Annotated in this window: 19 protein-coding genes, 1 tRNA gene and 1 pseudogene; 12 read left to right on the top strand and 9 right to left on the bottom strand. The window is 62.9% G+C overall.

The annotated features are described in order from the left end of the window. Positions 1 to 62: 62 nt before the first annotated feature. Entirely contained in the window at positions 63 to 302 is a 240-nt protein-coding gene (locus tag NXY83_RS00235; RefSeq protein ID WP_258804129.1) for a hypothetical protein, read from the top strand. 113 nt (positions 303 to 415) lie between these two features. On the opposite strand, the pseudogene ppk2 reads toward NXY83_RS00235, so the two are convergent. After that, a pseudogene (gene ppk2 / locus NXY83_RS00230) lies at positions 416 to 1,350 on the bottom strand (polyphosphate kinase 2). 608 nt (positions 1,351 to 1,958) lie between these two features. After that, positions 1,959 to 2,129, bottom strand: coding sequence for a hypothetical protein (locus NXY83_RS00225; protein ID WP_258804128.1), 171 nt, complete (start codon positions 2,127 to 2,129; stop codon positions 1,959 to 1,961). A 391-nt stretch (positions 2,130 to 2,520) separates the two neighbouring features. Here NXY83_RS00225 and NXY83_RS00220 point away from each other — a divergent pair, with 391 nt between their 5' ends. The 3 genes from NXY83_RS00220 (at position 2,521) to NXY83_RS00215 (ending at position 4,913) form a co-directional block, all read left to right on the top strand. After that, complete coding sequence (locus NXY83_RS00220) at positions 2,521 to 3,627, top strand: hypothetical protein (RefSeq protein ID WP_258804127.1); 1,107 nt, start codon at positions 2,521 to 2,523, stop codon at positions 3,625 to 3,627. A gap of 137 nt (positions 3,628 to 3,764) precedes the next feature. Continuing rightward, complete coding sequence (locus tag NXY83_RS21155; RefSeq protein WP_425327179.1) at positions 3,765 to 3,911, top strand: hypothetical protein; 147 nt, start codon at positions 3,765 to 3,767, stop codon at positions 3,909 to 3,911. Positions 3,912 to 4,484: 573 nt separating this feature from the next. After that, complete coding sequence (locus tag NXY83_RS00215; protein ID WP_397427540.1) at positions 4,485 to 4,913, top strand: DDE-type integrase/transposase/recombinase; 429 nt, start codon at positions 4,485 to 4,487, stop codon at positions 4,911 to 4,913. Here the strand turns inward: NXY83_RS00215 and NXY83_RS00210 are convergent. Further along, positions 4,832 to 6,091, bottom strand: coding sequence for a hypothetical protein (locus NXY83_RS00210; RefSeq protein ID WP_258804126.1), 1,260 nt, complete (start codon positions 6,089 to 6,091; stop codon positions 4,832 to 4,834). The two genes, NXY83_RS00215 and NXY83_RS00210, sit on opposite strands and share 82 nt — an antisense overlap. 885 nt (positions 6,092 to 6,976) lie before the next feature. Here NXY83_RS00210 and NXY83_RS00205 point away from each other — a divergent pair. Next, on the top strand, positions 6,977 to 7,651 hold the full coding sequence (locus NXY83_RS00205; RefSeq protein ID WP_258804125.1) for a hypothetical protein: 675 nt from the start codon (positions 6,977 to 6,979) through the stop codon (positions 7,649 to 7,651). 787 nt (positions 7,652 to 8,438) lie between these two features. Here the strand turns inward: NXY83_RS00205 and NXY83_RS00200 are convergent. Next, a complete protein-coding gene (locus NXY83_RS00200) occupies positions 8,439 to 8,720 on the bottom strand; it encodes a DUF3040 domain-containing protein (RefSeq protein ID WP_258804124.1) in 282 nt (93 codons plus the stop codon). Between the two features lie 385 nt (positions 8,721 to 9,105). On the opposite strand from NXY83_RS00200, the gene NXY83_RS00195 reads away from it, so the two are divergent. Further along, positions 9,106 to 9,588: a hypothetical protein gene (locus NXY83_RS00195; protein ID WP_258804123.1), complete on the top strand. Its 483-nt coding sequence runs from the start codon at positions 9,106 to 9,108 to the stop codon at positions 9,586 to 9,588. A gap of 453 nt (positions 9,589 to 10,041) precedes the next feature. Here NXY83_RS00195 and NXY83_RS00190 read toward each other — a convergent pair whose 3' ends face one another. Then, positions 10,042 to 10,758, bottom strand: a complete 717-nt coding sequence (locus tag NXY83_RS00190; RefSeq protein WP_258804122.1) for a response regulator transcription factor — start codon at positions 10,756 to 10,758, stop codon at positions 10,042 to 10,044. Then, positions 10,755 to 12,785, bottom strand: coding sequence for a sensor histidine kinase (locus NXY83_RS00185; protein ID WP_258804121.1), 2,031 nt, complete (start codon positions 12,783 to 12,785; stop codon positions 10,755 to 10,757). The genes NXY83_RS00190 and NXY83_RS00185 overlap by 4 nt, the downstream gene beginning before the upstream one ends. A gap of 173 nt (positions 12,786 to 12,958) precedes the next feature. On the opposite strand from NXY83_RS00185, the gene NXY83_RS00180 reads away from it, so the two are divergent. Both NXY83_RS00180 and NXY83_RS00175 read left to right on the top strand, forming a co-directional pair. Beyond that, positions 12,959 to 13,426 (top strand): hypothetical protein, encoded by a 468-nt coding sequence (locus NXY83_RS00180; protein ID WP_258804120.1) that lies wholly within the window; start codon positions 12,959 to 12,961, stop codon positions 13,424 to 13,426. Continuing rightward, positions 13,410 to 14,885, top strand: coding sequence for a multicopper oxidase family protein (locus tag NXY83_RS00175; RefSeq protein ID WP_258804119.1), 1,476 nt, complete (start codon positions 13,410 to 13,412; stop codon positions 14,883 to 14,885). Before NXY83_RS00180 ends, NXY83_RS00175 begins: the two co-directional genes overlap by 17 nt. Before the next feature lie 138 nt (positions 14,886 to 15,023). Here NXY83_RS00175 and NXY83_RS00170 read toward each other — a convergent pair whose 3' ends face one another. Next, positions 15,024 to 15,296: a hypothetical protein gene (locus tag NXY83_RS00170; protein ID WP_258804118.1), complete on the bottom strand. Its 273-nt coding sequence runs from the start codon at positions 15,294 to 15,296 to the stop codon at positions 15,024 to 15,026. Between the two features lie 158 nt (positions 15,297 to 15,454). After that, complete coding sequence (locus tag NXY83_RS00165) at positions 15,455 to 15,832, bottom strand: STAS/SEC14 domain-containing protein (RefSeq protein WP_258804117.1); 378 nt, start codon at positions 15,830 to 15,832, stop codon at positions 15,455 to 15,457. Between the two features lie 590 nt (positions 15,833 to 16,422). Here NXY83_RS00165 and NXY83_RS00160 point away from each other — a divergent pair. Next, positions 16,423 to 17,550, top strand: a complete 1,128-nt coding sequence (locus tag NXY83_RS00160; RefSeq protein WP_258804116.1) for an L-talarate/galactarate dehydratase — start codon at positions 16,423 to 16,425, stop codon at positions 17,548 to 17,550. Between the two features lie 10 nt (positions 17,551 to 17,560). Beyond that, positions 17,561 to 18,265 (top strand): FadR/GntR family transcriptional regulator, encoded by a 705-nt coding sequence (locus NXY83_RS00155; protein WP_258804115.1) that lies wholly within the window; start codon positions 17,561 to 17,563, stop codon positions 18,263 to 18,265. Between the two features lie 64 nt (positions 18,266 to 18,329). On the opposite strand, the gene NXY83_RS00150 is transcribed toward NXY83_RS00155, so the two are convergent. Beyond that, positions 18,330 to 18,412 (bottom strand) — tRNA-Leu (locus NXY83_RS00150). A 375-nt stretch (positions 18,413 to 18,787) separates the two neighbouring features. Between NXY83_RS00150 and NXY83_RS00145 the strand changes: the two genes are divergently transcribed. Next, complete coding sequence (locus NXY83_RS00145) at positions 18,788 to 19,528, top strand: FhaA domain-containing protein (protein WP_258804114.1); 741 nt, start codon at positions 18,788 to 18,790, stop codon at positions 19,526 to 19,528. Further along, the gene (locus NXY83_RS00140) at positions 19,525 to 20,007 is read left to right on the top strand and encodes an FHA domain-containing protein FhaB/FipA (protein WP_258804113.1); all 483 of its coding nucleotides are present in this window, start codon (positions 19,525 to 19,527) and stop codon (positions 20,005 to 20,007) included. The genes NXY83_RS00145 and NXY83_RS00140 overlap by 4 nt, the downstream gene beginning before the upstream one ends.

Genomic DNA, 20,007 nt, shown 5'->3' with positions numbered 1-20,007 from the left:
GTTCATCTTCCCGCTCTAAAATCGCTGTAACCGTCCGATTCTGTCCGCCATAAGGAGACATCGTGAAGGATTTCGCTGCTCTGGCCGCCAAACTGACACCCGAAGAAAAAGCCGAGATCCGGTCTTCCGCGCCGGACGGCATCCTGTCAGAGGCTTCATTGACGGCATTGGACAGGGCTGCGGGCGGCTCTGCCATGGGGCACGGCTACTATGTTTCCTCCGGGACCACGGACGCGAACGGCAGCCCGGAATTTGTGCTGCACCATGAGATGGCGCGGGAAATTTTCGGCTCAACGGGGTAGACGGCAAGGAGGTCAACGCCTCCGGAACAAGGCGAACCGCCGGGCATTGATCCGCGATGATCCAGTGCTTTGTGCCTGGCCTGGTTGGCGAATCCGTCCCTGCGGTGCCGGCTTTAGTCGCCGACTGCGTCGCGTCCGCGGCGCACGATGAGCGGGTCTGGTTCGTGCACGACGGAGGTGTCCTTGCCCTCATAGTCGAACTGGTTGAGGAAGTAGCGCATGGCGTTGATGCGTCCGCGTTTTTTGTCGTTGGATTTGATGGTGATCCAGGGTGCGTAGTCGCTGTCGGTGCGCAGGAACGTTTCTTCCTTGGCCGCGGTGTAGTCCTCCCACCGGTCCAGCGAGGCGAGGTCCACGGGTGAGAGCTTCCAGCGCCGTACCGGGTCGATCTGCCGGATGGCGAAGCGGGTCCGCTGCTCGTGCCGGGTGACCGAGAACCAGAACTTGTTCAGCCGGATCCCGGAGTCCACGAGCATCTTTTCAAACAGCGGCGCCTGGCCCATGAACGTGTCGTACTCGTCTTCGGTGCAGAAGCCCATGACCCGCTCGACGTTGGCCCTGTTGTACCAGGACCGGTCGAACATCACGATCTCACCGGCCGTTGGCAGGTGTTGAATGTACCGCTGGAAATACCACTGGCCCTGTTCGCGGTCCGACGGTTTGCCCAGCGCGACGGTCCGGGCCGAGCGGGGATCCAGATGTTCGGTGAAGCGTTGATGGTGCCGCCCTTGCCGGCGGCGTCGCGGCCCTCGAAAACGATGACGTTCTTGAGTCCGTGGTCCTGTCCCCAGTATTGGAACTTCAGCAGCTCTACCTGCAGCCGGTATTTTTCCGCCTCGTATTCTTCGCGGGACATCCGTTCCTCGTACGGGTAGTCCTCCCGCCACGTCTCCACTGCCGAGCCGCCGGGGTCTATCAGTTCCGGGTCTTCGGCCTGGCCCCCGCGGACCGTGTACCCCAGATCCACCAGACGGTCGATGGCCTCGCGCAGGTTGTCCCGGACCCACCAGGGATCCTCCGGTGTCCATGGCATGCCTGCCTCCGCCATTCAGGCCTCCTCACGTTCGGCCATGTTTATGGACCGCAGTTTAGCAACGGCGCCCGCGGCGTGAGCCACGGGCGCGGCCGGTAGTTCAGGCTTGTGCACCAGTAGCCAGAGGGTTGGGCTGACTCCTGAAGAGTTTCCTGAGACCAGGAGTCAGCCCCGGCAGAACAATAGCTGGTGGGATGCTGTTCGCACATTGGGGGACAAGTGCTGGGCGGTGATGGCCAGGCAAGGGAGTATCAATCTGGGCGACAGCAAAACGGTGATTCCTACGCTCTTTAGGCTCGTTGAAGCAAAAGAGGCTCTCATCACAAGCCTCTCTGTTGTCCACAGCGAGCCATAAAAACGCGCCACCAAAAAGGACGGAACCATGTCATGTTTAGTGGCTTCTGCGATCTTGTAACCCCTAGGGACACCAGACGTCCCGTCGATTTCATCGTTCGCGGAATAGCGTTGCGGACGCACGCCTTATTGAGCTGTATATTTCCGCGATTGGCGCAGCTGAACTCGCCGGAGATCCTCACGCATCCGTTAGAAGCAACTCCAACGACTTCTCCCGGGACAATGGCGACAAGCGAGGACCCCACAAGGGATCTTGAGTCTGCATCCGCTCACCAAGGGTCAACGTTGCCCTTGGCTTCGATGCCGGGCGGCCACGCCCTCTGGCGATCGTCCGTCTTCGCGTACCAGTCGGCGTCGCAATCGGGCTCGGCGACAAGGGCCGGACAGCGCCGCAGGACGACGGACAGCTGTCCCGGCACGGTCTCGGCCACCCATGACAATAGGGGATTGCAGGACCAGCACAAGAGGGGGTACCGGGGATTGCTTTTGATGCGTCCAGCACTAACACTGAACAACCTGAGGGTTGACTGTGATATTGAACTCCGGGGAGTAAAGATGCTGGAAAATCCACTATCTAACATGGGCAAGCGCAATCGAGGTCCCAGGACTTCCCAGCTTTTTGTAAGACGGGGAGTCGGTGGCCCGGCTGGTCTTCGTCTCCGCGGGTCGCGGAATCTACGGCTTCACGCACTGCTGACAGCGCTGCTGGTTGCGCTGGCCGGCCTGGTGGTCCCGGTTGCGGCGTCGGCTGCTACGGGTGATGTCGGGGTCGAGGGCCCGTCCCATACGGGGACCGGGACACCGACGGGTACGAAGCGGCAGACGAATGCGTTGTGGTTCAACGACGGGATCTGGTGGGGGAACCTGTGGGACACTGCCAGCTCGGATTTCCACATCTTCCGCTTCAATGCCTCGACGAGCTCCTGGGCCGATACAGGTGTGGCGACGGAAACGCGGGCGAACACTCACCATGACGTGTTGTGGGACGGGAAGACATTGCATGTGGCGAGCTATCGGTTCGTTAACGACGGTCTGCCGGCTGAACCGAACTACCCAAGCACCATGCGGCGTTACAGCTACGACCCGGGTACAAAGAAGTACTCGCTGCTGAGTTCTACAAAAATCAATGACCACCGCGTTGAGACCCTGTCCATCGACAAGGACTCGACCGGTCGGGTGTGGGCGACGTGGCAGCAGGGGAACCGGATCTATCTGAACGTCACTGGAACGGATGGCAAGACCTGGGGAACGCCGTTCGCGCATCCTTCATCGTTGAGCAACGTCTCTGTGGACGACAATTCGGCTGTGATCGCGTTCGACGGGAAGATGGGTGTGATGTGGAGCCGTCAGGTCGGTGATTCCACCGACGGCATGTACTGGAGCTACCACGTCGATGGAGCGTCGAAGACCACCTGGAGCACTCCTGTCGCGGCGGTGAAGGGGTATCGCAGCGGTGATGACCATATGAACCTGAAGTGGCTGGACTCCTCGGGTGGAAGGGTTTTCGCCGCTATCAAGACCTCGTTCACCTCCGCGTCCCAGCCGCTGATCCAGCTGTTGGCATTGAGTGGTACGACCTGGTCGGCGCACACGATCGCGACTGTGGCCGAGTGCCCGAACCGGGTGATCGTCCTGATTGATGAGAGCACGCAGAGGTTGCGTACCTTCGCTACCTATCCGAAGCCCAGTGGCACGACGAACGCCGGCGTCTGCACCAGCTCGGGAGGTGCGATCTACGAAAAATCCACGGCGCTGGACACGATCAGCTTCACCACCACGAAGACGGCTCGTATCGTGGACGCTGACCAGTATGTCAACAACGTGACGTCGACGAAGCAGAACCTCAACGCTTCGGCACGGGGCACGGGCAACAGCGGTCTGCTGGTGCTGGCCGATGTGAACGCCACCAGCCGGTACTGGCACTTTTACTCCCCCTGACGAAGCAGGCGGCGGTGGTGGTGGTACGCCCCCAACGGTGACGGATACGTCTCCGGCTGCTGATGCGACTGCTGTGGCGGTGACGGTGAATCTGACAGGGGCAAACCGTAGCGCTCACTGCCACCGCTGACAGCTACGTGTCCAGCGGTGCGGGGACGACGAACCACGGCACCAGTACCCTGCTGGACGTAGACAACAGCCCGGAGGAGGTCGCGTACTTGAAGTTCGACCTCTCCGCCTACGAACGGGTCGACAGGTACGCAGAACATCAAGCTGGTCGCTGATGACACCTGGACCGAGGGCGGGACCACGTACAGCAACCATCCGGCGCTCGGTGCCGGCATCGCACGCTTGGCCCGACAACGACCAACACCAACTACAACGTTCCGCTGACCGTCAGCGTTCTGGCCGGTGAACTCGGCCAACAAATCTCACTTGGCATGGACTCCAGCAGCAGTGAACGGCCTGGACCTCAACTTCAAGGAAGCCGGCAACACCGCAGCATCCAAGCTCGTCCTCACCTTCAAAACGTAGGTCGCTGCTCGCACCATACGCCAAGTACCGGGACTTTTTATCCGTGAGGATGGGGTGCCGGCACTGCCTTTGTACATCCATCGCAGCCTGGAGCGGCGCAGGCATCGGAGGATACACGGGGTCAGCGCGGCCTGGATCGCAGGTGCTGCGTAGGTCCCGTTAGAGTCCGTATGAGCCCGCCGGACCTGGAACCGTACCGCCGTAGACCGGAAGACTGTGGTCTCCTCGACGCGCCGGGCCGACAGGGTCTGGAAGGGATCTCCGCGGCGGTTCCGGCCAGTAGCGCCAATCGGTGAGGCCCGGGTGCATCGATCCCGGTTCTGGTGGCCAGGAAGTGGGATACCGGGGCCCTTGATGCAGTGTGGATCTCGGATATCACGTACCTGCGCACCGATGAGGGTTGGGTGGATTTGTGTGCTGTCAGGAATGCCTGCTCCCGGCGCGTGATTGGGTGGCGATGGACTCGTTGCAGACCGGCGCCCTGGTCGAACGCGCGCTGCGCATGGCCTATCATCCTCCGCGGCGGACCGGCCGGGGTCATGTTCCACGCAGACCGCGGCACTCAATACACCTCCTCACAGCTCAACGACGTCTGTACCGACCTGGGCATCCAACAGTCCGTCGGGAGGACCGGCGCGTGCGGGACAACGCGATCCATATCGCCTTCGAATCAGGGTGTGTTCAATTCGTCCGGGTTGCCGACTGTACGCGCAGGGATGTCGTTTGCTTTTGGACTTTCTGCGCGGGCGTGAATCTTCCGCAGGCGCCAGGCAGCAACGAGTGCTGCTGCTAACTGGGCTGCAAGCCACAGCACCGACACCCCGGGTAGCGCGTAGAGATGGGCTGCGGCGCTGGCAGGCACTACTGCGATGGCTGCTGCCAGGACTGCGACGGCGGTTGCTTCCGCCTGATGTCCACGGGCCCGGCAAACGCCGTAGTAAACCTGCGTCACACAATTCAGGACCAATGCCGGGACCAGTATGAGAAATAAAACCCAATGCGGGGCGTACTGAGAGCCCAGCAATTGCAGGATAAAGCGGCTGGCTCCAAGCAGGACTCCCCCGGCCGCAAGGGTGAGTAGGAGGCTGATTCGAAGCGCCCGTACAACCAGCCCCGGATGATGGCCGGGGGCTGCGAGCTTAGTCTGCAGAGAATAGCCGGCGGACTGCGGAACGAAAAAGACTGCTGTTGCCAGCATCCAGACCACGTACCAGGCCGCAGTGGCTGAGGCGCTGAGTGTAGCGGCGATGATGAGAGGCAACAGGTAGCCTGGCGCGCGGTCAGAGAGCATAAGGGGATAATTCCGGAGCGCGGGGCGAAGCAGGTTCAGGATTTCCCGAACCTGCAGGGCTTTTTTCCGCCTGGGACCAAGGCCACGGTACACCTGCAGCAGTCCAAGAAGTACGCTGGCTGCGGCTCCGGTGGCGACCGCGGTGACAACGATGTTCAGAGTGCGGTATCCACCGGCCAGGGAAATAACCAGAACCGCCAACTGGACGAGACTCTGGAGGAAACTGCGCATCAACGCCAAATGGGCTTGGCTTTGCGCAGATTGGATATGGTCAAGTTGGTAAGCCGTGGTAGCGAAAAAAGCGGCAGCCAAAAACGCCACCGCCGCGGATGGATCATCCCAGGCTTGGCCGACCCCAGGACCGAGGGCTCGCGTTATTAAGACCAGCCCGGTCGCGACTATAAGTGATGAGAGCCCTACAGTGAGCAGGCTTGTGGTTACCAGCCGACGCCCATCGGTTTCGGCGGGCAGGAGGGTCAGTATGGCCGGGCCAACACCAAGCATCCCTATTTGAACTGTCAGCAGCGCCGCCGCCACGACCGCGGAAGCTAAACCGAGCTCAGCCGGGGCCAAGAGAATTGCAGCCAGGGCCCAAAACAGAAGACCCGTTACCATCGGCACCACACGGGCTCCGGTCAACCAGATCGTGTTGCCCCCAAGAGAGAGTACTTTAGCCGCTGGGCGCATGAGCTGACCCCCGGACCATCAGACGGTAGTCATAAAAGCAAGAACCCGGTCCAGTAGGGCAAGTAGCGGGCGGACTTACCACTGCCAGGCCGGCACCCCATATAGTCCCCGGCAAAGGTAAGGCAAGCAACCAGACGGCACGGCGCGCACGTATAACTACGGCGACGTTGGGGGACATCATGTTTGCCATATCAGCCAGCAGCCATCAGCGGAAGAACGCTCTGCGGGTCCGTAAGTGTGCGGGGAAGAATACGTTAGCGTCGGAGTAATTGACCCGCGGCCGCGCTTTTGACATCTTCAGTCCTTAGCCGTGGAGGAACGCAATCCTCGGTCGACACCAGATTGCCCGCTGAACCTCCGGTAATCGAACGTCTACATTTGGGCACAAGCTAGCCCCCGCCGACGAACCCGGGCAATGCTGCGCCTGGCATTGTGTGGAAACCCGCACATTTTCCGCGTAGCTCCCCGTCCTTGTCTGGTGACGAGGCGAAAACCCTTCGTGCTCAATCACCTAGCGAAGAGACGCCAAGCAGTGCAGCGCGGCTAGGGTAAGGATCAGGGGCCCGACCGCCTTTGCGTCATGAGGAGTTCCATGGCGAACTCCTCGACCTCGACCTCAGTATGAGGTCATCCTTCCCAAGCCCAAGGGCGAGAGGTCTGGTGCTGCGGCGGGTCGGCAAGAACATCAGGTCAACGCCTGACTTGAGTGGGCACGGAGGGCCTCGAAGGCCTCAATCGCGCCGGCTGCCACAACCCAGCCACTGGCAGGTCAAACACATCCCCGCCGCTGTGCCCGGAGTATTGTGCATGCCGGCTTGGAAGGGTTACCTTCGTCCCATGACCGTGAAAATTCGGGGAGATGCAACAGCGTCGGCAGCCGTCATGGCCACGGGATCCGTGATGTTTCTGGCCGCGGCCTTTATGCCAATCTCACGGGTGTTTATCGAAGGAGATCCGCAGGCCAAATTGGCCATTCTGCAGGCTGATCCCGTGCAGTGGAAGGCCGAGCAACTGCTCTTCGCCGCAGGTACTGTTGTATTGCCAGTTGGGGTGGTGATGCTCACCCGTCACTGGAAAACAGGAAGCGACGGAGGCAAACAGGATCCCTTGGCGGGTCAGCGGCTTGCCCAGAGCGCTGCACTTCTCCTGTCCACGGGAGCTGTCCTGTTCCTGGTCGAACTGGAGGCGCGGTACAGGGATCCGGAAGCCTTCGCGTTAGGGAATCTGCCCATGTGGCCGTTCCACGGGTACATGTGGCTGAGTCTGGCTGGTATGTCTGCCCTGGGTGGTGCTTTGCTGGCCCCGGCGCGTGGCCACGCAAACTCCGGGACCCTGCCACGGGAGCTCCGTTGGCCGGGCTGGCTTAACCTGGGTGGGGCCGCGGTCTTCGCTGGCGCCCTGGCCACTACCGGTGACTTGCCGCCCCTGCTGGTCTACGGCGTAGAGCTAGCGACTGCGGCGGCGCTGATACGGCAACTCCGCCGCGGCAAAAACCCTGACGTGACCCGTTGAGTCCCCGCTTGAGGACGTAAGACCTTCAAATCTGCGTGTAAAAGCGTAGGACAAAGCATGTGTTTCCATGCCGCGATCCGCGATTACACTCTTGGCCTTTCGCCGCCGACGCCTACGCCTACTCCGCAGCTGTTCGGCACAGATGATTTCCCCGCACGCCTCGGAGGCCAGTTCCGCCGGCACTGTTCCCATGGGATCGGCCAGGAGCCTGGCCCGGATCGGGGCCGAGAGATTATCGGGGCGGCGCCGGGGGCCACCGTAGAGCTTTCGGGGGAACGGCGCCATGCTGCCTGCTGGACCACCCGCCCTTTTCCCGCTGGACTGGTCCGCTTTGGAACCGTGTCCATGTCGTTCATGACACCGGACGGCGGTAAGTAATCCTTCGGGTCACCCCGTTGGGGAGTGCCGCTGGTCTATGGTGTGCGGGTGGGGTCCGGGCGCGGCGGTACCGGCCCTGGGTCGGGTACGGGTAAGGGATCGGGAGCCGGGTTCGGATCGGGAAACGGTGACGGCGGAACGGGGAACGTCGGGTCCGGTGTCCCGGGGCGGCCCGGTCCGGGGGGAAACGGTCCCGGTTCCGGTGGCGGCGGAATGGTCATCGACTGCCTCCTGGGTGACATGGTTATGATTGACGTCCTCAGGATACGTTCCTGATTGCCGGGGGGAACAGTGCGTGCGGGGCCGGCCTGCCGTGGGTTTCGGTCCGCCACGCAGGTTCAGCGTCGCTGCCGCCCACGAATCTTGACTGCGCTGCCGGTCGTGGCAGCCTACCTGGTCCTGTCCCGCCCTACCTGGTCCTGTCCCGCCAATGGAGGGCGCTAAGGAACCAGTAAACGCCTGCCCCCATCAGCAGGAATCCAACGACGCCGGTGACCGTAAGCCGCGTGACGATCCCCACGATGATCAGCGCGAAGCCGGCTAAAGCGGCCAAGATGGCGTAAACAGGGCGGGCCGCAGCCCCGCTACCGGGCAATCCGGACTGCAGTTCCCGGGCCAGGTCCGGATCGCTTGCCGCCAGGTCCTGTTCAAGCTTTTCAAGTCGCCTGCGCTCTTCATCGGACAGCGCCATGGAACCTTCCTCCCGCCGGAAGTACGTGCGGTGCCCGCCAAGGCCTGGGGAACCGGTCGGCGCGGGACTGGCCGTGCGTTCATTATCAGCCTGTTCCCGGCCCCGATCCACAGTTCTTCCACCGGGAGGCAGGAGAGCAGCCAATCTGCTTCAAGCCCCATGAAGAAGACGACATAGGAAAGCTGGTGGTTGCTGACGGAGCCGGAGCCGCGGCTTCCCACGGACTGTCCCTCATGGCAAGCTTCTTCCCGTCCTGAAGCTCCCGAATTTGGACCGATAGCGGGGCCGCTCGGCCCTGTGCCTGACTGGCAGCCGCCACAGGACATCGTCTGGCAGCCACCGTCGACAGGTCGGGAAGGGCGGGGTACTCACGTATGACGCCTGGATGGATGTAGCTGCCGGCGCGGGTTTTCTGAGGCTGAAGGCAGCGGCCATACTGGGACCGATACCTGATCTGCCAGGTCAAACTAAACCCGGAAGGACAGATCCAGTGCTGCCGATGAATCAACGTCCCCGTGCCGTGATCCGCGACGGAACAGGAACCATCGTTCCACCCGAACGCTGGAGCGATGAGCAGCGTCGTCAGGCTCGTGCATCCATCGCCGATCAGTTCCGGCACGGCATCCAGCGCGAGACGCTGGAAGAGTTTCGCGATGAACTCGCGGCCCGCTGGAGTTACGTTGAATCCTGGGAGGAAGAACAGGCCGTCAGGGAATGGATTCTGCGCCAGTTGGACGGCCTGATCCAGCTAAACCAAACCCCACACCCCAGCCACTCTGGCCAGACCAGCGACAACCCCATCGGTCCCGGAACACCGCAGTTCCTGGACTCCGCCGCCGCGCGCAAGCGGCCAGACGGCACCAGATAAGACCCCCTGCCAGATGAGATCAGGGCCAGTCTGGAAGCCCCACACCGCACTTCCTCTCTGATTTCCCGTGCACCCATGCCCGTTCCTTTCTCGCGGATAAAATCCGGATCCTCACGGGAAAGGTGCATCTGGGCCATGCTCGTCGATATCGAGGTGTCCTGCCGAATTTTGCTGGATTCGGGCAGCGACAGTGCGGGGCCACCATCACGCACCCCGGGTTGTCCAAAAGCCACTGAGCGTCTCTGAATCAAGCCGGTCCCACTCGTCTTTGAGTGTCATCTGTTTCGCCCCCTTCTTCCGTTTCGTCAGGAACCCGCCGCCCGGACCTGGGATTCCGCTAACGGTACGTCTCGCGTCAAAAAAGAAGAACAGTCGTTTCACGGAACCCGGAAGTTCACAACCTCTGCCGGAGCCGTGACTGGTGGGGATGTGCACCGTCAATCGCAACATCAGCTAAGGCAGAGATTGCTCCTCGGCGGTCACATCAGGTCCGTCGCTCTGCAGAAAGGTGAGCACCGCGGCAACACGACGGTGCACACCCGTGACGGGTATGTGGAGCTTGGTGAAGATGGCGTTGACGTGCTTTTCGACGGTGGAGGACGAGAGGTGGAGCGACTGTTCGATGCCTGCGTTCGTTTTTCCCTGTGCCATCTCGCGCAGCACGTCGAGCTCACGCGGGGACAAGTCCGACAGCGGGTTAGCCGCGTCCACGCTGCGGCGGCGTACGAGCGTGTCGACGATCTGTGGGTCAATGACGGAACCGCCTGCGTGCACCTCACGGAGCGCGTGCACGAGGTCCTCGAGATCGCCGATGCGATCTTTCAGCAAGTAGCCGAGGCCCGCTGAGCCGCCGGCGAAGAGCGCAAGTGCATAGCTTTCGTCGGCGTGCTGCGACAGTACCACCACGCCTGTGCCCGGGTGTGCGGCGCGTATCGCAAGGGCGGCCTCGATACCTTCCATATGATGGCCGGGCGGCATCCGGATGTCTGTGAGCACCGAATCGGGGGAGAATCGACGCACGGCGTCAAGCAACTCGGTCGCGTTGCCGGTACAGGCGACGACATCGATCTCGCCGGAGTCCGCCAGCAAACGACGGACCCCCTCGCGTACGAGGTAGTTGTCCTCGGCAATGACCACCCGCAGCACGCCCGGATCCTCCAACACAGTCACCCCCGCTCCACGGGGAGCTTGACCAGCACAGTGGTTCCCGACGGGTCATTGCCCAAGACGTTGACACTACCGTGCAGGGCCGCCACCCGGTCGTGGATGTTCGCCAGGCCGCCGCTGGTTAGCGGTGTAAGGGTGCCGATGCCGCATCCGTCGTCGGTGATTGCGATCTGCAGATAACCATCTTTCCGAACGAGCCCGACTGAGGCGAGGTTCGCATGGGCGTGCTTTGCTGTATTTGCCAGTGCCTCCCGCACGACGTAGTACGCCGTTGTCTCTACGTCTTCAGGGAATCGCTCGGCACGAACGCCGTCGTCCGCTTTGACGGTCAGCGGGAGCGGGAATCTCGCCACGCTCGACTCGATGGCCGCCACCAGACCGTTATCGCTCAACACGGGCGGGTGGATGCCGTGCGCAAGCTCGCGAAGGTCTGTCAGCGTTTCCCTGGCCTGATCCTGCAGCCCGGCCAGTTCGTCCGCCGTGAGCTCGCCGCGCTCCAAGCGGTTCCGGGCGAGGCGGAGCCCGGCAATCTGCGCCACGACATTCTGCTGGATCCCGTCGTGCAGGTCCCGCTCCAAGCGTTTGCGCTCATCGTCCTGCGCCGCGACGAGCCGTTCACGGGATGCCGTGAGTTCGTTCAGTTGCTGGGCGAGTTGGGCACTGAGGCGCACATTGGCGACCGACGGACCGGCCTGGCCTGCGACAGTACGCAGCAGCGCCCGTTCCGAGTCGCTGTAGTCCCCCCGTCGGCGGGGGCCGACCTCAATGCGGCCGAGGGTTTCATCGGCCCGTACGATGTCGCACGAGTGGACCGGATCCCCGTTCGCCTCGCCGGCCTCCCCCATCGCAGACGCGGTGAGATTGCCGTCGGGTCCTGCCAGCCTGATCCGCACCCATGAGGCGTCAAGACCTTCACGCACAGCGTCTGTCAGCCGGGTGAGCAGTTCGTGGGGTTCTACCGCTTGAACCAATTGGGTTCCGAGATGGCTGAGCAGCATCAACTGGCGGTCCCTGTCGCCGAAGACAGCGCGATGGATCCAGTGTCTCAGCCACCCGCGGAGTGGCAGCAGGCAGACGGCGAAGATCGCTGTGAGCAAGATGGCACCGACGCCGGTCAGGCGGTCAGCGAGCAGGACGGCGGGCGTGGCGGTGGCGACCCCGTAGAGCACCGTGATTAACAGGTTCGATGAGCGGGCCACCAGGCGCCCGCGGTCATCTGGTGCGATGTCAAAGGCTCCGTACCGGAAGATGCCGTGGATAGCCGCGAGAGGAATTGCGATAAGCGACGCGAAGACGGCGACCGTCGTAATCCAATTCGGCGGGGTGAACGTCCACAGGATGAAGCTGATCAACGACGCCGTAACCACCCAGGTTATGGCCAGCAGACGCGCCCGAACTTCCGCTGCACCTAAGAGCGCACGTGAGTAAAGCACACCTAGCCCAAGCAGTACACTCGGCCACGGCTGGTAGATGAGGTAGTAGACGCCAGGAGAGGCCCACTCGAGCCCCGGCACAGCGAACTGGTTCGGAAGGGCATCGCCGCTGATTCCCACGTATGGCGGCATGATGACGTGAGGTGTCGTCAGCAGGGTGAGCGGGCCGACGAGCACCGGAACCCAGACGAGAGCGACAGCGACCTGTTGCCATTTGCGTTCCGGAATCCCCGTCGGGTAGGTGGCGAATGTGACGAGGAAGGCGGCGGTCGCCACCGCATCCGCTGTCAGGCCCACCATATTGAAGAGGGGGAACCAGGGCTGCTGAATCAGTTCAACGTTCCGCTGCACGAAGGTTTCATACGCCGACCCCACAGCCATGGCGGTGGATGCCACGGCAATGAAGATCGCCGACCGAGATGACGACACTGTGAGCAGCCAGACGCCGAAGACGAACGTCGGCAATACACCGACCAACGGCCAGGCAAGACTGTGATCCGCAGCCGGCTCCACGAATCCGCGGACGATGAGGACGTAAAGCAGTGACGCCGCCCCGAGCGGAGCCAGCATTGCAAGCAATCTCCATCTGCGGAGCACAATCCTATAATCCGCCACCGGCGCGATTACCGGGAGGGGGTACTCCCCCACCCGTCATGGAGGCTGGCCCCCTGCGCCACTGCGGCCATCCGCGTTCCGGCACGTCCCAGGGGAGCCTAACGTGGGGTCAAGCGGAGGCCGCGGAACTTCGACCACGCAATTTGGAGGACATCATGCGCAGGTTCTACTCCGTCATAGCCTGGATCATCGCCGGCGGTGTCGTTGTACAGGCCGCTTCGATCGCCTTTGGCCTGGGCGGGATGGGCCATTACATCCAAGGTGGCGGCGTCATTGACAAGGCCCTCGTCGAGAGCCGCCAAGCGACGTTCACCGGTGACCTCGGATTCCCAATCCACGGCATCGTCGGGGGCATGGTCATTCCCATCGCCGCCATCGTGTTGGTCATCGTCGCTTTCTTCGTAAAGGTGCGCGGCGCACGCAAGTGGGCGGCCATCGTTCTCTTCCTCGTCGCACTGCAGATCACCCTCGGATACTCAATCACCGATATGCCCTACCTTGGCCTGGTCCACGGTGCGAACGCCCTGGCCATCCTGCTCGCCGCCATATACGCGGCGTTACGCATCAGCCGGCCCAACTTCATCACTGCCGAGAAACCGGCCTCTGATGCCATCACGACATGACCTCTTCCGGCGCGCCACCGTCGGGGTGGCGGTGGCCGCCGCTCTTGGCCTCGGCGCACTGGGCTGGAGCTCGACGCTGCTGGGCGAATACTCGGTCATGGACATGGGTGGCGGGCAGGCAGGTCATGTCCATGGCGCTGGCTCGGGCACGCAGGACCCCGTCAGTGCCACAAGCGTCACAGAGCTGATCGCGGACCCACTCCGGATTCCTGACATCCGCGTCGAACTCATCGCCCGCCAGCAGATGATCGACATACCAGGCGGGCGTCCTTTTGACGGGTACACCGTAAACGGCACGTCCCCCGGACCGACGATAAGAGCGACCCAGGGCGCTCTTATCGAGGTGGTATTCGTCAACGAGTCAGTTGCGGCTGGTGCCACCCTGCACTGGCACGGCATTGACGTGCCCAACGCCGCTGACGGGGTCGCAGGCATCACGCAGGACGCGGTACAAATTGGAGGTCGTTATGTCTACCGGTTTATTGCCGAGGACGCCGGCACCTACTGGTACCACTCCCATCAGGTATCCCATGAGCAGGTCGAAGGCGGGCTTCTCGGGGCGGTCGTCATAGAACCCGCCGGACCGCCGGTTAATAACTACGGAACCGAGGTCGTCGCGCTCCTGCACGTCTACGGGGGCCAGCACACACTCAACGGGCGGGTGCAGGACGAGCATGTCCCGGCTGAACCCGGAACCACGGTTCGAACCCGCATCATCAACACAGACCAGGGCACGGCCGCAGTCTGGTCCGCCTCTCCCTTCCGGGTCGTCGCGACCGACGGGCGCGAGGTGAACGACCCGGCCCTCATCGAAGGCAAGACGGTACTCATCCCCGCGGGCGGACGGGCGGACGTTACGCTGCAAGCCCCCGCACAGGGCTCGGCGCGCCTCCACGTCGGCGGGGCACGCAGCATCTCCATCGGCGATCCGGCCACTGCCCCGCCATCAGCGCGGCAGCCCTCCGAGACACTGGACCTGCTGGCGTACGGCGATCCGGTCCCACCCGAACTGGACCCACGATCGCCGGATGTCACATTCGACTACGTGATCGGGCGCCGGTTCGGCCTCATCGACGGCCGCCCCGGCAACTTCTGGACGATCAACGGACGGCTCTTCCCCGACGTACCGATGTTCCACGTGCGCGAGAACGACGTCGTCGTGATGCGCATCGTCAACCAGACCGGCGAGGTACATCCGATGCACCTGCACGGCCACCACGTCCTCGTGCTCTCACGCGACGGAAAATCGGCGTCAGGAAGCCCATGGTGGGTCGACTCACTCGACGTCCGCCCCGGCGAGTCATACGAGATCGCCTTCACCGCCGACAACCCGGGCATATGGAGTAACCACTGCCACACCCTCCCCCACGCCGCCGACGGCCTTATCGCCCACCTCATGTACGAGGGAGTCTCGACACCATTCACCATCAACGGCACCGCAGGCAACCAGCCCGACTGAAGCGGACTCTGAGGCCTAAGACCCCGAGCCAACAAAAGCCGGGGCAGTCCCATTGCCTGCGGTTAGATCATCTTGTAGTTGATGACAACGCTTGGTTGGGTGCGCTCAGATCTCAACGGGGCCGATATTAAAAGGTGTTCAGGAGCTGCGCTTTCCGGGCTCCGTTGCATCGAAAAACCGCACTTCCTCACTGATTTCCCGTGCCCCGATGCCTGTTCCTTTCTCGCGGATAAAATCCAGATCCTCACGGGAAAGCAGCATCTGGCCGTGCTCATCAACTTCGAGGTGCCCTGTCGAATTTTGCTGTATCAGGGCAGCGACAGTGCGCGGCACCATCACGCATCCCGGGTTATCCAGGAGCCACTGGCGCGTCTCTGAATCAAGTCGGTCCCACTCGTCCTTGAGTGCCATCTCATTCACCCTTCCCCGTTTCCCCAGCGACCCGGACGCCCTTGCCTGGGATTCCGCTAAGAGTACGTCGCACGTCAAAAGAAAAACAGTGTCCCTTCACGACATCTGAAAGCATCACAACCTCTGCCGATGCCGTGGCTGTCAGCCAATACGGAGCATCAGGGATTAAGACTTTGAAGAAGCCACTTCAAGGCATCCTCCCGGGAGGTGAAAAAACGTGTGGAACAGGGCGGGCTGACCCCTACGATGAAGGTCGCCAGGACGCGATCGACCGGGCCGGAGCCAAGTAAGGCTACCCGCGACGCTGCACACGGGATGGAGAACACCGCGCGGGCCTGACGGGTCACAGCTCCCACGCCCTCCATGTCGACCAGCATCGGATACTCCTGCGCGCCGGCAACTTCGTTGACCGCTGCCATGGCCGCGTGGATATCAACGGCTTCCAGAACGACTCCGGGTTTCCACACAAGACGGATCACCCCATCAGCACCAAGTTCTACAGTTCCCTTGCCACCGTCGACAGCAATTGCTTCCATCTTCCGCTCCCCCAAGCATCGTGTTGCGCCAAGCCTAACCGCCTGCCTGGACCTGGGGCAGCGGACCAACAAGCCGAACCTACAAAAAGCCCGGCTGTGAAGGCACTCACGAACCAGCAGGGCGCCAATTAGCACTGCGAAAAGACCACCACTTACCGCCTTGATCCACACCCCCAGAGATGCGGGGCTGCAGTCGTACTGAAGGCTTACCGTAGCCACTCGTCCAGATAGAGCACACCCCAACCTGACGTCAGGCGCCACTCGGAAGGACTGTCAGGATAGGATCCCATCGGTCGCTTCCAGGCATACTTTTTCGAAAGTCATAGATGTCATCCTGACAGTAGGACGGCCAGCGCTCACTGGTCCCAGTGTTGACCCGCAAGGAAGCGCGCGTGAAGTTCGTCAAGGAACGCTTTGTTTTCAGCGGTGAGAACTCCCACATAGCCGTCCAGGCCCTCGGCATGGTGCCCTCACCGAATTCGAGCGATCCCTTAAAAGGAGCACCAGCGCGCACCACTTGTAATACAAGTAGCCAACTTATATCCTAAGAATGTGGGCGAAGGAGCCCAGCCCCGCCCTTAGGAGAATCCATGAGCCCCGTTGACCTGATCCGGCACGTCAAGCTATCCACCGCCCGCCTTCCCCTTGCTGTTCCCATCAGTGACGCCAAGGTCTTCACCGGCCGGCAGAAGCCCATGACCGAGGTGGCCTTCCTCTTCGCCGAGATCACCACCGAGCTGGGGCACACCGGCATCGGCTTCAGCTACTCCAAGCGCGCCGGCGGCCCCGCCCAGTACGCCCACGCCAAGGAGGTGGCCGAGGGCATCATCGGCGAGGACCCCAACGACATCGGCAAGATCTACACCAAGCTGCTCTGGGCCGGCGCGTCGGTGGGCCGGTCCGGCGTCGCCACCCAGGCCCTCGCCGCCATCGACATCGCCCTCTACGACCTCAAAGCCAAGCGCGCGGGACTCCCCCTGGCCAAATTCCTCGGCTCCTACCGCGACTCCGTCCAGACCTACAACACCTCCGGCGGCTTCCTCAACGCCACGCTGGACGAAGTAAAGGCCCGCGCCACCCAGTCCATCGAAGAAGGGATCGGCGGCATCAAGGTCAAGGTCGGACTTCCGGACAGCAAAGAAGACCTCCGCCGAGTCGCCGGAATCCGCGAACACATCGGCTGGGACGTCCCGCTCATGGTGGACGCCAACCAGCAGTGGGACCGCGCCACCGCCCTCCGCATGGGCCGCCGGCTCGAGGAGTTCAACCTCATCTGGATCGAAGAACCCCTGGATGCCTACGACTTCGAAGGCCACGCCCACCTCGCCCAGGTCCTGGACACCCCCATCGCCACCGGCGAGATGCTCGCCTCGGTGGCCGAGCACAAGGGCCTTATCAACGCCCACGGCTGCGACATCATCCAGCCGGACGCCCCGCGCGTCGGAGGCATCACACAGTTCCTGCGCCTCGCCGCCCTGGCAGACGAACGCGGCCTGGGTCTTGCCCCGCACTTCGCCATGGAAATCCACCTGCACCTTGCAGCCGCCTACCCCCGCGAGCCGTGGGTGGAGCACTTCGACTGGCTCGACCCGCTGTTCAACGAGCGCCTCGAAACCAAGGACGGCCGGATGATCGTCCCGGACCGCCCCGGCCTCGGCGTCACACTCAGTGACCAGGCCCGCGCGTGGACCACCGAGTCCGTGGAGTTCGGCGCGTAACCTTGATGCCATGAGCCGGAACCTCACCGCGGACCTCGCCGCCGACCTTCGCAACCGCATCGTCGACGGCGTTATCCAGCCAGGCGAGAAGCTCCCGAGTGAAAACACGCTCATCAGTGATTTCGGCGTCAGCCGCACCGTGGTCCGCGCCGCACTCACCCGGCTCCAGGCCGAAGGGCTGGTGGAAACCGAACGCGGACGCGGCAGCTTTGCCCTCACTCCCCCCACGGAAGGGCCGTCGGCAGCGCCGGGCGCCCGTCCGGTGGCCACCACCGAGGACCGGCTGCACATGCTGGAATTCCGGATGGGGGTGGAGACGGAGGCTGCGGCGCTGGCGGCCCGGAACCACACGGAGCGGCAGCTGCGGGCAGTCATCTCCGCCCTTGAAGAGTTCACCGCCAGCGCCGGCCATCCGGCCCATGCCATGAGGTCCGACTTCGAGTTCCACCGCGCCGTGGCCGCGGCCTCCGGCAACCCCTATTACTCAGACTGCCTTGCCGCACTGGGGCAGACCATGATCGCCATGCCGCGCACCCGGCTGATGACCGGCGTCGAGCATTACGCGCGGGACCACTTTGACCAGGTGGTGCAGGAGCACCGCTCCATCTCGGACGCCATTGCCGACGGCGACGAGGCGGCTGCCGCGGCCGCCATGCGCAGTCACCTGGCCAACTCCCGACGGCGGTTCAAGGCTGCCGCCCGCCCGGCCAGTTAACAAGCGGCAGGGCCGGAGAAAGCAAAAGAGCCCCGGTCCAAAGACCGGGGCTCTTTCATTTGCGTGCGCGAGGGGGGATTTGAACCCCCACACCCTTTCGGATACTGGCACCTGAAGCCAGCGCGTCTGCCGTTCCGCCACTCGCGCGCAACTTCTTTCACCGGACCATGGCCGGTTTCCCGGATCCGCAGTCTTGTAAAAGCAGCGAGATCAAGCATAACGGACAGATGCGGCAAAACACCAATTGGGCTCCCTGCAGCTGCCGGGACCGCCCTCGCCGACGTCCAAAACTAATGCCGGACCCACCAGAAGCCAGGGCCAACCCAGCATCTTCAGCCCCCGCAAACTGAACTTTTACCGGCGCCCGGCCGTTGTGGATTAAGGTCATTAGCAGGCCTGCCCAGTAGTATCGGATGTAAACGCGGCTGCTGCATGCAGGCGCACTGTTGAGTTGCGAACTGCACGGCGCGTGAAGTTCCGCAATGAAAACTGCCCCGCGTCCGGGGGGAGAGGAGAAGAACCATGGGACTGCTGGACAAAGTTGAACGCGGCATTGAAAAGGCTGTCCGGGGCGTCTTCTCCACCGGCTCCAAAGCCCAGGTTGAACCCGTGGAGATCGCCAGCAGGCTTCGCCGCGAGGTGGACCACAAATCCCTGACGGTAGCTGCCGGGCGCACGCTGGCGCCGAACGTTTTTGACGTCCGGCTCAGCGACGACGATTTCCGCCGTGCCCAGGAATGGGGCACCCCGCTGGCCGAAGAACTGTGCGACGTTGTCATCAACCACGTCCGCAGCCAGGGCTACACCCTTCAAGGCTCGGTGCGGATCTCCTTCCGCCGCGATGCGGAAGTGCGCGCCGGGGACTTCGAAATTGTCTCCACGACGGAGAAATCCGTCGGTGCTGCCGGCAGCCCCGCCCGCCCCAATGTTCCTGCCGCCCCCAGCCGCCAACCGGTCAGGCTCCAGCCCGTGCTGGACATCGACGGCCAGCGCTACTCGCTGAACGCCCCGTCCATCGTGCTCGGCAGGTCCTCTGAGGCCGATATCCACGTTGAAGACACCGGGGTCTCGCGCCGCCACCTGGAAATCCGCACTGCCAACGGCGTGACGAGCGCCGTGGACATGGGTTCCACCAACGGAAGCTACGTCAACGGGCAAAAGGTTTCCGGAAGCACCGAACTCACTGACGGCTCCACCATCACGATGGGACGGACAAAGATCATCTTCCGCCTGCTTCCTGCCAGCCCTGGTGGCCACGCATGAGCGACCTGACCATCACCGCGCTGCGGTTTGGCTTCCTGCTGCTCCTCTGGGTGCTCATCTTCAGCATCGTTTCTGCCATGCGCCGCGACCTCATGGTCGGCCGCAAGGCAGCCTCGGGCGTGCCAACGGCCCGCCAGGTCCGCAGAAATCCGGAACTCGCCGATGCTCCGCCGCAGCCTGTCAAGCAGCAGGCACGGCAACTGGTGGTGGTGGAAGGTCCCTTGAAGGGAACGTCGCTTCCGCTGGCCGCCAGCCCTATCCTGCTGGGCCGCGCCCAGGAGGCAACGCTGGTGCTCGAGGACGACTACGCTTCCGGCCGCCACGCCAGGCTGTTCCCCCAGGGCAGCCGCTGGTTCATCGAGGATCTGGGCTCCACAAACGGAACCTACCTGGCGGACCAGCAACTTACCCGTGCCCTGCCCGTTGAGCCAGGCGTACCTGTGAGAATCGGCAAGACGGTCATTGAATTGAGGCCATAG

The sequence above is a fragment of the Pseudarthrobacter sp. NS4 genome, assembly GCF_024758005.1.
Lineage (GTDB): Bacteria > Actinomycetota > Actinomycetes > Actinomycetales > Micrococcaceae > Arthrobacter.
Note: the sequence above shows the minus strand (reverse complement) of the source record. Positions and strands in the feature narration are given on the sequence as shown.